At 32.1% G+C, this 11,580-nt stretch carries 14 protein-coding genes; 9 read left to right on the top strand and 5 right to left on the bottom strand.

Translation table 11 applies throughout. The annotated features are described in order from the left end of the window. Window positions 1–38: 38 nt before the first annotated feature. Genes EV01_RS03950 through EV01_RS03955 form a run of 3 tightly spaced genes read left to right on the top strand, consistent with a single transcriptional unit; the run spans window position 39 to window position 1,683 of the window. Entirely contained in the window at window positions 39–293 is a 255-nt protein-coding gene (locus EV01_RS03950; protein WP_025967683.1) for a hypothetical protein, read from the top strand. A gap of 57 nt (window positions 294–350) precedes the next feature. Then, window positions 351–818 carry a hypothetical protein gene (locus tag EV01_RS0108925; protein WP_032517505.1) on the top strand — a complete coding sequence of 156 codons (468 nt, stop codon included), beginning with the start codon at window positions 351–353 and terminating at the stop codon, window positions 816–818. A gap of 10 nt (window positions 819–828) precedes the next feature. After that, on the top strand, window positions 829–1,683 hold the full coding sequence (locus tag EV01_RS03955; protein WP_032517506.1) for a PD-(D/E)XK nuclease family protein: 855 nt from the start codon (window positions 829–831) through the stop codon (window positions 1,681–1,683). An 81-nt stretch (window positions 1,684–1,764) separates the two neighbouring features. Here EV01_RS03955 and EV01_RS03960 read toward each other — a convergent pair whose 3' ends face one another. Then, a complete protein-coding gene (locus EV01_RS03960; protein ID WP_032517508.1) occupies window positions 1,765–1,944 on the bottom strand; it encodes a hypothetical protein in 180 nt (59 codons plus the stop codon). 253 nt (window positions 1,945–2,197) lie between these two features. Here EV01_RS03960 and EV01_RS03965 point away from each other — a divergent pair, with 253 nt between their 5' ends. Further along, window positions 2,198–2,980 carry an SIMPL domain-containing protein gene (locus tag EV01_RS03965; protein ID WP_032517509.1) on the top strand — a complete coding sequence of 261 codons (783 nt, stop codon included), beginning with the start codon at window positions 2,198–2,200 and terminating at the stop codon, window positions 2,978–2,980. Window positions 2,981–3,076: 96 nt separating this feature from the next. On the opposite strand, the gene EV01_RS0108920 is transcribed toward EV01_RS03965, so the two are convergent. Together EV01_RS0108920 and EV01_RS03970 are read right to left on the bottom strand one after the other, a co-directional pair. Next, the gene (locus tag EV01_RS0108920) at window positions 3,077–3,268 is read right to left on the bottom strand and encodes a hypothetical protein (protein ID WP_012007190.1); all 192 of its coding nucleotides are present in this window, start codon (window positions 3,266–3,268) and stop codon (window positions 3,077–3,079) included. Window positions 3,269–3,305: 37 nt separating this feature from the next. Beyond that, on the bottom strand, window positions 3,306–3,692 hold the full coding sequence (locus EV01_RS03970; protein WP_032517511.1) for a hypothetical protein: 387 nt from the start codon (window positions 3,690–3,692) through the stop codon (window positions 3,306–3,308). 77 nt (window positions 3,693–3,769) lie between these two features. Between EV01_RS03970 and EV01_RS09755 the strand changes: the two genes are divergently transcribed. The 5 genes from EV01_RS09755 (at window position 3,770) to EV01_RS03985 (ending at window position 10,253) form a co-directional block, all read left to right on the top strand. Continuing rightward, on the top strand, window positions 3,770–3,910 hold the full coding sequence (locus tag EV01_RS09755; RefSeq protein ID WP_193741459.1) for a hypothetical protein: 141 nt from the start codon (window positions 3,770–3,772) through the stop codon (window positions 3,908–3,910). A 100-nt stretch (window positions 3,911–4,010) separates the two neighbouring features. Continuing rightward, entirely contained in the window at window positions 4,011–5,387 is a 1,377-nt protein-coding gene (locus EV01_RS03975; RefSeq protein ID WP_032517513.1) for a DNA cytosine methyltransferase, read from the top strand. After that, entirely contained in the window at window positions 5,384–6,991 is a 1,608-nt protein-coding gene (locus EV01_RS09275) for an ATP-binding protein (RefSeq protein ID WP_050496406.1), read from the top strand. The genes EV01_RS03975 and EV01_RS09275 overlap by 4 nt, the downstream gene beginning before the upstream one ends. 5 nt (window positions 6,992–6,996) lie before the next feature. Continuing rightward, window positions 6,997–9,306 (top strand): Z1 domain-containing protein, encoded by a 2,310-nt coding sequence (locus EV01_RS03980; protein ID WP_032518610.1) that lies wholly within the window; start codon window positions 6,997–6,999, stop codon window positions 9,304–9,306. After that, window positions 9,306–10,253 (top strand): hypothetical protein, encoded by a 948-nt coding sequence (locus EV01_RS03985; protein ID WP_032517515.1) that lies wholly within the window; start codon window positions 9,306–9,308, stop codon window positions 10,251–10,253. Before EV01_RS03980 ends, EV01_RS03985 begins: the two co-directional genes overlap by 1 nt. A gap of 249 nt (window positions 10,254–10,502) precedes the next feature. Here EV01_RS03985 and EV01_RS0108910 read toward each other — a convergent pair whose 3' ends face one another. Continuing rightward, complete coding sequence (locus tag EV01_RS0108910; protein ID WP_241433429.1) at window positions 10,503–11,132, bottom strand: tyrosine-type recombinase/integrase; 630 nt, start codon at window positions 11,130–11,132, stop codon at window positions 10,503–10,505. Window positions 11,133–11,198: 66 nt separating this feature from the next. Beyond that, a complete protein-coding gene (locus tag EV01_RS09980) occupies window positions 11,199–11,495 on the bottom strand; it encodes a hypothetical protein (protein ID WP_241433428.1) in 297 nt (98 codons plus the stop codon). Window positions 11,496–11,580: the final 85 nt, after the last annotated feature.

Raw genomic sequence — 11,580 nt, 5'->3', positions numbered from 1 at the left:
AGTCGATCTAAACTGAGAGGGATAATACCCTCTTTTTTATGTCACCTAATAAAGGACCAAAGGTCATCAAATACTGTGTAATAACATCTACAACTGCGATAGTTCTCATTTTTATCTCCTTGATACCTATCTCAAAAAAGGCATTTTACTGGAATCAATGTTTTAAAAAAACTTTTAAATGGATTGATAAATATGAGATGGAACTAAAAAATTGGGATAAAGCATCAAAAGAAAGTATTGCAGTAGCAGTTTGCAATGGTGCTGTGTACGAACCTGAACTTAAAACAAAGTAATTTGATTGACAGTCGATCTAACATAGAGGGATAAAACCCTCTTTTTTTAATTTTTTGATGGAAGAAGAAGCTCATCAGATAAAAGATTACTTTCATGATGAGGCAGTAGCTTTTGCTGGAGCGATGAATCCCAAAGGTAGCCTGGCTCACAATTCAGATGAGATGTATTCATCTGACCGATATAAGTTAGAGAGTTGGAACCCTAAAGATACAATTCCAGTGGCAACTTTTTTTATGAAAAGGTCTCCCCAAAAAAAGCATATTTTTATGTCGCATCTTTTACAGAAAAACAATGGAAAGAGTCTCATATGGAAGTTTATTCACTCTTTTCTATCTGGCGGAATAAAGAATGGAGTCACTGGAAAAAAAATACCTGAGTACTGTTGTTCCGTAATATCTGAAAAACCTCAACCAGCTTTATATAAAGAAGCAGCAAATTGGATGTTGAAAAGAATTACTACCAAAGGCTCTGGTTTCGCAGAGGTAGATTATTTTATAAAAGGAAAACTAGAGATATTAATTTGAATTAAAAGTCATGATAGATCTTAAAAGAAATAGTAAAAAAGAACCCGTAAAAGCAACTGGATTAAGGACAAGAGCATCTTCGTCTTATTCTCCTAATCAGATAGAGGATTTCAAAATAAGTAGAGGAAGGTTTTCCAATTTTTTAACCTGCAAGAGATGTTTTTACTTGGATAGGGTAAAAGGACTTGACCCGCCAGGAACACCTGGATGGACTTTAAACGAGACAACTGATTTGCTCTTAAAAAAAGAATTTGATTATTGCCGAGAAAGGCAAATTCCTCATAGATTATTCATCGATAATGATTTGAGTCATCTAGTTCCTTTTGATCATCCCGATATGGATGATTGGCGTGATTCTCTGCATAAAGGATTGATACTTCGTCATAAGGATACAAACATCATTTTGACTGGAGGAGTTGATGATATTTGGCAGCACAAGATTACAAAGGAATTAATAGTTGTTGATTACAAGTCACAGGCAAAACTTGGAAGAGTAGATAAACAGGATTATCTTGATGACCCATATCATGAGGGTTATAAAATCCAAATGGATTTCTACGCCTATCTTCTGAAGGGGATGGGATTTGATGTTCATAAAACATCCTATTTTTTAGTTTGTAATGCGAAAAGAGATGACGAGGAATTTAATAAAAGAATGAATTTCGACGAATATTTAGTTCCATATGATTGGAATATTGATTGGATTGAAAAAGAAATAGATGCAATGGTTTCTCTGATGAATAATGACCAGATTCCTGAACCAAATTTATCCTGTAAAAACTGCGCTTATTCCGAGCAATATGCCAAGTTGGTCTGTAATCCTGTGAAAGATGATAGTGAAGAAATTCAGGGAAATCTCTTTTAGAAAAATAAAGAAGTAAAAGTTAGAAAAACTCTTGAAAATGACATTTTATATTGGCTTTAAATAAATCTAAAAGTTTAAAAACTACATCATGTCATTTAACATTTTATTCCAATCAACAACGCCACCATCTTTTTTAGTTTCTTGATCAAGTTTGCGTAATTCTTTTCTTATTTGTTGCATTTCTTTGGAGTATTTATGATCATTTCTTGCGTACGGATCACTCGTGTAGTTACCGATAGTTTCTCTTGTAAATAATTCCATAGTCTTTCTTGTAGAGATTTTTTATTTTTAATTTTATGATTAGTTCTAAATAACTTTTCTCATAATACAAATATACTTCTTGCGGATAATTATTTCATTTGGCAAAATTAGTAACCGACTCCAAAATTGGCACATCAACATAAGATGTTTCCTTTAATGGCCAGATAGAACTGAAGGAATAAAAGTCAGGGATTTTTAATATTTTTCTTTCGGTTCAGCTGTTAAAAAGCTCCTACACACATACTGATAGACAATGAAAATTATTAAGAGACTCAGGTCGCTGCCAGGCGATTCTCTGGGCATTATACGCCGCACCCCGCCACTTGTTTTCGCAATGGCTGTCCTATCTCTCGGAGGGTTTATGGGCGCCTCCACGGTGCTTGTGAGAGGGTTCAAAACGGTTGAGAATACTATCACTGTTACAGGTGCAAGTACTGAAAGTTTTGAGAGTGATATTGCAAAATGGTCAGTCCAGGTAAAGACCTCAGGTAAAACTCAGATTGACTCATTTATCAAGCACAAGGAGTCTATTAATAAGACAATGGAATTCCTTAAAGCCAATGGAATTGAGGACAGCATAAAGCAGGATGTTTATCTTGGCCCTGCGAGTATCAGTGAATATAAAACCAGGAATCCCAAGACTAATGAAATTATTAGAACTGAATGGATTACTTATCAGAATATTGAGATTGAAAGTAGGGATGTTTATAAGATCCAGAAGACTCATAGTCAGATAACAGAATTGCTTGGGAAAGGAGTAAGGGTGAAACCAAGCCGTCCTGAATTCACCTATTCAAAGCTGGCTGATAAGCGCGTTGACATGCTTGCTAAGGCAGCAAAGGATGCTCGAATCAGAGCTGAAGCTATCGCTCTAGAGGCAGGCTCTGAAGTAGGTGGTTTAAAGAGAGTTAACACCGGTGTTTTTCAAATAACTGTTCCAAATTCCACCAAGGTAAGTAGTTGGGGTTCTTATGACACTACCACCATCAAGAAAGACATCACTGCGGTTATGGGAGTGACTTTCGCGGTTAAGTGATGACTTAGGGAGTCTTTTTTTTACCTTTAAGAATCATCAGCAAAGGCAGACCAATAAGCATCAGACTCCCATCAATTAATAAAAAAGTATTTAGGTTCATTTATCCATTCCTTCGGGGGTATCCCAATTTAGGGGTATCCCTTTTTTAACTGGTTCTTTTTTCATATCATCCATCTCTTTTCTGATTTTGTTGTAGTAGGCCAACTCCTCTGGATCATCAGAACCGAGACCATAATTCATGGTCGCTGCAAGATAAATTCTGTGCATCCGGTATGACGATAGTGACATTACTTAAGACAAGATATTTAAAATTATAAGATTGTTTTTATCCGCATTGCTTATCTTCACCATTAATACAGTATCTGGTGGCTTCTGTATTTAGTCTCATTTCACATGAAATTACCATTAGGGGTTTAACTGTTCCCTGCCCAAAATGTTTTGACTTGTAGTGATGACATATCCTGCGTCTTGCGCTCATCCAGTCTTTCCAAAGTTTATCATCATTCAATTCTTGCCTTAAATCCCAGTCTCTTTTATTTGCTTTCTCTGCGTAGCACCTTGTATATTCTGGTGTTGCTCCTGTTTCTACACATTCAAAAGGATAATCTTCCCATTGTTTAGCATTCCAGCTTTCAAATGTGTGATCATGAGCCCTTATAGGTATTTGTGAGAAGACTAATAAAAAGGGTATTAAGAAGAATTTTATCGACATTAACTAAAAATATAGGAATATTTATGGTACTTCAGATCCCAATGATTGCAAGCGATTACGTAACCCCTTCATAATACATGGGTAGAAGAGGTGAAAGACAAGAAATTGACTGGCTACTACTTACTGGATGTGTGTACATCATCATTGTAAGTACTGAAAATAAACCATTCTCAACTACAACTAAACTACTTATGTCTAGTACGTGGGTATGTGTTTAAACACATAATGCACGTAATGTATAAAAGTCTTTGAAAAAAAGTTGTGTATATATTGAATTAAATTTTTTAAGAATTAAATTAAAACTAATTATTTTTCATAATGAAGAGTTTTAAATTTGTAGATTTATTTTCTGGTTTAGGAGGGTTTCATTATGCTTTAAAAGAGTTGGGTGGTGAATGTGTTTTTGCAAGTGAAATTGATCCACAATTAAGAGCTTTGTATATAAAAAATCATAAGTTTAAAAAAGCATTAATGTACGGTGACATAGCTAAATCAATTGATAAAGTACCGCCCCATGATCTTCTAGTTGCAGGATTTCCATGTCAGCCATTTTCTAAAAGTGGAAAACAATTAGGTTTACAAGATAAGAATAGAGGAGACTGTATTTTTTATGTATTAGATATTCTTAAAAAATTAAAGCCAAAAAATTTTATTTTTGAAAATGTTAGTAATTTCCCAAGGCATGATGAAGGTAAAACTTGGAATGATATAAAAACAATTATTGAGAAATTAGGATATTGTGTAAGGTCAACAACTGATATCTCTTCATCTACTGATAAATCAAGTTTTCATCTTTCTCCTCATCACTTTGGTTATCCTCAAAAAAGAGAAAGATTTTTTGCGGTTGGTTCTCTTAATTACTTACCAAAAAACCCATTTCCAATTCCTAATGAAATAAAACCGTCCCTTAAAAAAATCATATTAACTAAAAAACAATTAGAGAAATTAAATGATCAACAAATTGTTTTAGATAATTGCAAAATCAGTAAGCAGGCTACTGATGCGATTAATTTATGGAATAAATTTATAGATTGTTTACCAAATAAAAATAAAGATCTTCCATCTTTTCCGTTATGGCTTGAGGAATATTATTCAGAATACCCCTATGCAATAAATACTCCTTATCAAGAAATGCTTGATAATGGAGATTCAAAAGAATTAATAAATCAAAAACTTAAAGATTTACCACCCTACGCTAGGGAAAAGGTGGCTCAATTTCCTTTATGGAAGATCAAGTTTTTAGATAATAATAGGACATGGTTTTTGGAATATAAACCTTTTATTGACAAGGAAATTGTCGATCAGATTAGGACTTTAGATTATACCTATAGAAAATTGGAGTGGTGTTTTAAGCCATCTAATTCTCCTAATATTTGGGACCATACCATACAACTAAGACCTAGTGGCATAAGAGTAAGTAATCCTGATTATGTTCCTACAATTGTATCTCTTACTACTTCTCAAAAGCCTATATATGGTCCAATAAAAAGGCATTTAACATCTAAAGAAATAGTAAGAGCTTTTGGTTTTCCAAATTCTACAAAGCTTTTAGGTTTTCATACTCTTGATACGAAAGCTTTAGGAAATACAGTTCATAAGGAACTTGTTAAATTAATTGCTGAAAAACTTTTAAATTATGATAGTTTATCTTTAATAAAAAATATAAGTACTGATAAAGAAAAACTTCCAGCATGACAGATTCTCAGTCACTTAACATAACTCCAGGTATGGGAGTTTATGGTTATTTTAAACATATAAACTACAAGTCTTGGTATGCCTTAGCCGAATTTATCGACAATGCTATTCAAAGTTTTGAAACTAAAAATGGCACTTTTGATACTAGAAATAAATGTCTAATAAATATAAAATATGATCCTAATAATTCTTATTTATCAGTTGAAGATAATGCTTATGGAATATCTGAAAAAGAACATGAAAGAGCATTTACAGCAGGAATTCCTCCAGCTGACAGGTCTGGTTTATCTGAATTTGGAATAGGAATGAAATCTGCTGGATTATGGTTTTCACCCGATTGGACTGTTGTAACTCAACCTATAGATTCTCATAAAATATTTAAATACAATCTTGTAGAAGAAAATCTAAAAGTAAGTGATGGATTTTTGTCACCAGAGATTCAAGAAAAGTCTTCTAAAAGTGGTTTTACAAGAATTGAATTGCGTAAATTACATTCCCAATTAAGAGGAAACACAATAAAAAAAATTAAGTCTCATTTGAGTTCTATCTATAGGTGTTTTTTAAAATCAAATTTATTAGAAATAGAATTTAATGGAGAAAAATTAGAGTATATTGATCCTGATATTTTAAACTCTCCTCCAGCATGGGATGAAAATGGCCAAAGTTTTGAATGGAAAAAGCCACTCTCATTTAATTTGAGTAATGGCGCTTCAATAAAGGGTTTTGTTGCTATAAGAGAAAAAGGCTCTACAACTCAGGCAGGATTTAGCTATTTCAGAAGAAAGAGATTAATAGAGGGATCAGATGATGAGAAAAGACGACCTATAGAAATTTTTGGAAGTTCAAATACCTTTCCCTATCAAAGAATTTTTGGGGAGATTCATATAGATGGATTTGATGTTTCGCATACAAAAGACAGTTTTAACTTTCTCGAATATGAAGATGAATTAAATGAAAAAATAAAGGAAATTATTAATTCTGATCCTTTAAAAATTATCAAACAAGCGAATGAATACAGAGCAAAAAAATTAGATGAAAAATCAAAAATTGAAATGTTTATTGCAACCAAAGGTATTACTGAAAAGTTGGGAAATGAAAATGGAATAATAAATACAACATTTAATAAAAATGTCCCAGAAAATAATTTAGTCAGTAGGTTATCAGATGCAATCAAAGGTAATAATCATCCATCAATAACTGGCATAAATCCTAATCAATCCGTCAATGAAAAAAATGATGAATCTTCAGAGCTTAATATTCAAGATCAAAAGTTTTTTAAGTACTCAATTGGTGGAGTTGAATGGAATATCTCAGTATCAATGAGTGAATTAAAAGATTCAAGTCTTTATTCAATTGAATATTTAGATAAAGACTCTGAGAATATTAATAGTAAAGTTAAAAATATAAGAATATTAATTAATAGTTCCCACAAGCTTATTCTTGATAATTGTAATAATGCGCCTGAGGCTATAAATGTCACTCAAATTTTGCTTCTGGCAATATCAACTTCTGAAATAATAATGACCGCTCAAGGTCATCGTTTTATCGGATTATTAAGGCAAAGAATAAACGAATTAGTTAATAATATTGTTAAAAATAATTAGAGATAATGAGTGAAATAATCCCTAAGCCTATTAATGATTTTTGGAATCCAGTTATCAATGGAGAAACATTTATTGATTTTCAGGATTATTGCAAGAAAGAGGAAAAATTATCTCCTGATGATATAGAAATAATTAAAGAAAATGCAAAAATGATTCTTCAAAGATGCATTCAGCCAAATTCAGTTAATACAAGCAAGAGGACAAATTTACATATAGGAGATGTTCAAAGTGGAAAGACTTTGACTATGGCCGCAGCCATAGCATTAGCTCATGACAATAACTTTCTGTTAACAAGTTTATTGACTGGTACAAAAACAATTTTAAAGGCACAAAATGAATCAAGAATAGAAGCAATTCTTCAATGGATAGATAAAGATCGTGATAAATTCTATTTTTATAAAGGCGACGACTCTCAGTTGAAAACGCAAGTTAAGCAATTGGATAGAAATGTGAGATCTGGATCTTATAAAACAATGATCGTCTCTATCATATTAAAAGAGACGAAGCATATTAAAGATTTAACAAATAAATTTCAAGAATTAAATCTCACAGAAAAGAATTTTGGCTCAATTATTTTGGATGACGAAGCTGATCAAGCAAGTTTGAATACGATGATAAGACAAAAAAAAGAAAGCCCAACATATAAGTTAATAAAAAATTTAATAGATTGCCATTCAAAATTTACAACGTTTATTCAAGTTACTGCTACTGCTAATGCACTTTTTTGTATTCCTAGTGATGATGAACTTTCTCCAACATATGTCTCAATTTCTAGAAGATCAGAAAAGTATATTGGGATTCATACTTATTTCAGAAATACAGATACTATAAATTTCTATGTAAATACAATTGAAGAGGATGATATTCCGGAAATTGATGATGGTCAAAAAGATCCACCAGAATCTCTTATAGAATCTTTAAATTATTTTATTATTTCCTGCGCTATTGCTAGAAAAAGAGGTTTAAAAGCTCCATTCACCTTCTTATGTCATCCAGATTCTTCAACAAAAGAGCATAAGAGATATAGAAAATGGATAGATGATTACTTCGACAAACTTATTGATTTGCTCGATGAAGAATATGGAGATTCAAAAGTTTTACAAGAAGTTAATTTTAATAATTTAATAAATGAAATCTCCCAAAATCTTGGTTTTCCAGATTTAAGTGATTGGAGTCAAATTCAAGTTGAAGTTATAAGAATAATTGAAAAAGTACCAAGAATTTCCATTATCAATAAAGATAATAAAATTGAAGATTTAAAAGCTTTTTGGGAGCAATCTAGAATTCATATAATAATCGGTGCAATGTCTATTGAAAGAGGATTTACAGTAGAAGGTTTAATGGTTACTTATCTCTCAAGAAATCCAGGAACTAATGCAGACAATATTCAACAGAGAGCCAGATTTTGTGGTTATAAATCAGAAGATCATTTGAATCTTAGTAGGCTTTGGCTAGATAACGGTAACTTAAATTTCTATAAAGCTGCTCTAGTTACTGAAAACTCTATAAGACATGGTTTAAAAGACCACTTATTTGATGAGAAACCATATCTTAAAGGAGGCTTCTCTATCCCTATAAAAAAGCCCTTTAGGCCTACTAGATCTAATATTCATGATGTTTTAAATACTGATGGAATTTTTGGTTGGTTTTTCCCAAAATATGCTCAATATTTAAGTTTTGAACAAAGAGAAAAAAATCTCGATTTGGGAATGGAAATTCTGGAAAAATATAACTTTTCATCGCAAGCATTTAAAAAATGGAGATGTTTAGCTTCAGAAGAAATGACGATAGGTGATTTGAAAGTTTTGTTAAATCAATATCAAACTTGCGAAGCAGACCTTAATCATCTTGCTATTTTGAATACTTCTATCCAAAATAATTTAACTCAATTTAAGGACTCTGATAAAATACTTACTTGCTTGAGGCTTGCCGTAATTAAAGGAACAGAAAGATTAGATGAAGAAAATTTTTCTTCAAATCCTTCAGAATATAAAATAAAGTATCCTACTAAAAAAAATGGAGAAAGAATTGAAGATTATGAACTGCCCATGATTAGAAACATGGACAGGGGTTATGATCCAAAGAAAAATTTAGGACCCAAAAAATGGTTAGAAGATAGAGACATGGTAAAAAAAGATATGGTTACTTTACATTTGAATTTAGTAAGATTTTCTATTCAAAATGAAGGGGCTTATGATGATAATTTCGAATCAGATAGGAGGGTAAAGAGTTATTTTTTGAATAATCAAAGTAAAACATTTACTATTCACGTAAAATTTCCTGATCTTGATAATTGGAGATTTTATAGTCAATAATGTTTTCAATTTTAGAGTATAAAAAATTTTACAATAGTTCTCTTGAGCATATTTTTGATGATAAAAAAGGAGTATTTATTTCTGATATCAAGCTTTCTAAAAACTCAATATTTGGATTTAATTCTTCAAAAAATTTAGTAATCATTTTCCCCTCAAATATTTACAGAACAAATGTAGGAATACAAAATGTATGCATGTTGAGCCCGCCAACTGAATATACATCTGTTATAGATAATTCATGTAAAGTCTTTGGTTGCCCACTAATTTATTTTTCTAATTCAATAGAAGAACAATATGAGATGTTGATGCATATCAACGATTTGCTTGAATCTGATGATTACGTAAATCAAATTAATAGATTTCTTAATGTAATTGAAACTTTTAATCTTGGGAATAAAAAATTTAGTAGTTCAGGCTTCTTCTCAGAAGTTTGTGTAGTTTTAAATTTAATTAATAACTATCCTTCTATAACTAATCATTGGATTTCAACCAGAAATGAAGCTTTTGATATTAAGTCCTCAGAAAATAATCCTGATATTGAAATTAAATCAACTTTAAATCCAGATATTAGAGAACATAAAATTAGTATTAATCAAATCCAGTCATTTAAAAAAATTAAAAATGCTGAAATTGCCTCAGTGATTTGTTTTAAAGATCCAAGTGGTATTTCTTGTAAAGATATTTGTAAAATTCTTCTCTCAAAATTAAATAAAAACGATTTGGGATATCAAAGAGTATTCAACATCATAATCTCTTTTGAAAACATTGCTGAATTTACTAATGATTTATTTGATATGAATAAAACGAGAAAAACCATAAGATTTTTAAAGCCTGATTTCTCTTCTTTAGTTTTGGAACCTCAGCCCATATGGCTTCGAAGGGGTATTTTGACAATTGATTTTGATCGATTAAATAATTTTGGATCTAATGTAATAAATGAATACTAATATCAAAAGATTATCTAATAAAAAAAATTTCTTATATCAGGTTTGCCAGAAATATAAAATAGAGGTTAATCCTATTTAGATCTCATGCGAGAATTTTTCCCGCAAAATTTTTAAGGAAAAATATCCTAAGGCAGATGATATTTATGTAATACAGAATTTATTCAAAAAATCTTAAATTTTTATCTAAAGTTATCTTTCGTTTATACGTCCAATCACTTTGAAATCCCCCCAGGGGTGAAAGTTATTAATTTAAAAACTTAATTGATAGTGACTGTATCTCATCAACATTTTAATATCTCTGTGTCCACTGCATTCACTTATCTCCAAAGCATTCATTCCTGAACTCCACATTCTGCTTATGGCTATATGCCTAAGATCATGAAATCTGAGAGTGTTAAGCTCGGCCCTTTTTCTTGCCTTATCAAATCCATTTCTTGCAGATCCTTTTGTAATAGGGAGCACCTTGCCTTCTTTACCTTCAAAACTTCTTAGTAGCTTTTTTACATTTGATGGCAATGGAACAATTCGCATTGAATTTGAACCTCCTCTTGCTGCACATTCTTTTCTTTGGATATAGATTCTGTTGTTTTTTATATCAATATTTCTCCAGGTCAGGCTCAGAAGTTCGGAGCGGCGAAATCCAGTTGCCAGTGCAAGCTTTGTGAGTCTCAGATGATTTTTATTGGACATCTGAGACAGTTCATATAGAAGTCTTTTCTCGTCTTGATCAGTGAAAAATGTAGCTCTTGCATCTCCAGTGCCTCTCACTCTCAGATGCCTTGCGGGGTTATCTTTTATTTCTGCTCCTCTTTCATCTCTTGCCCAGTCGATCAGTACTCTTAATATCCTCAGTTCCCGCATCACTGTATTTGGTTTCACCTTCAGTAATCGTTCATCTCGCCAGACCGCAAAGTGCTTTATCTGCAGATCACTTAGTGGAATGTCTCAAAGCCAGCTTTCTGCTGTCACTCTTAGAGGATATTTTTCATTTTCCGCACTGCGGTGCAGCAGAAGAGGACCATTTATATATTCATTGATTGCCTCTCCCAGGGTTATTGGGACATCTCTGAAAACCTTTTTTGTTCTCTCTTCGACTGCATCTGCCCATGATTGGGCCAGATCTCTGGAAAGAAAAGTTCTTGACCTGGGCCCTACATAATTCTTCCTTCTGATAAGGACCTGCCAGCCTCTGCCGCTTCTTCTGATTGTTGCCATTTCGGTGTCATCGTTTGTGTGATGCACCTCCAGATATCTACCTTTAAAACAGAAAAGTGGAGCCGAATACGGACGTCCACTTCTGAATAATTTCTTTGTGCGGTAGTGGTTA

It is taken from the genome of Prochlorococcus marinus str. MIT 9401, assembly GCF_000760095.1.
GTDB lineage: Bacteria > Cyanobacteriota > Cyanobacteriia > PCC-6307 > Cyanobiaceae > Prochlorococcus_A > Prochlorococcus_A marinus_I.
Note: the sequence above shows the minus strand (reverse complement) of the source record. Positions and strands in the feature narration are given on the sequence as shown.

Excerpts from the sequence above, each read along its gene's own strand:
- EV01_RS03975 (WP_032517513.1), top strand. The coding sequence starts at position 4,011 with ATGAAGAGTTTTAAATTTGTAGATTTATTTTCTGGTTTAGGAGGGTTT.
- EV01_RS03980 (WP_032518610.1), top strand. The coding sequence starts at position 6,997 with ATGAGTGAAATAATCCCTAAGCCTATTAATGATTTTTGGAATCCAGTT.
- EV01_RS09275 (WP_050496406.1), top strand. The coding sequence starts at position 5,384 with ATGACAGATTCTCAGTCACTTAACATAACTCCAGGTATGGGAGTTTAT.
- EV01_RS03970 (WP_032517511.1), bottom strand. The coding sequence starts at position 3,692 with ATGTCGATAAAATTCTTCTTAATACCCTTTTTATTAGTCTTCTCACAA.
- EV01_RS03965 (WP_032517509.1), top strand. The coding sequence starts at position 2,198 with ATGAAAATTATTAAGAGACTCAGGTCGCTGCCAGGCGATTCTCTGGGC.
- EV01_RS03955 (WP_032517506.1), top strand. The coding sequence starts at position 829 with ATGATAGATCTTAAAAGAAATAGTAAAAAAGAACCCGTAAAAGCAACT.
- EV01_RS03960 (WP_032517508.1), bottom strand. The coding sequence starts at position 1,944 with ATGGAATTATTTACAAGAGAAACTATCGGTAACTACACGAGTGATCCG.
- EV01_RS0108925 (WP_032517505.1), top strand. The coding sequence starts at position 351 with ATGGAAGAAGAAGCTCATCAGATAAAAGATTACTTTCATGATGAGGCA.
- EV01_RS09755 (WP_193741459.1), top strand. The coding sequence starts at position 3,770 with ATGGGTAGAAGAGGTGAAAGACAAGAAATTGACTGGCTACTACTTACT.
- EV01_RS03950 (WP_025967683.1), top strand. The coding sequence starts at position 39 with ATGTCACCTAATAAAGGACCAAAGGTCATCAAATACTGTGTAATAACA.
- EV01_RS0108920 (WP_012007190.1), bottom strand. The coding sequence starts at position 3,268 with ATGTCACTATCGTCATACCGGATGCACAGAATTTATCTTGCAGCGACC.
- EV01_RS03985 (WP_032517515.1), top strand. The coding sequence starts at position 9,306 with ATGTTTTCAATTTTAGAGTATAAAAAATTTTACAATAGTTCTCTTGAG.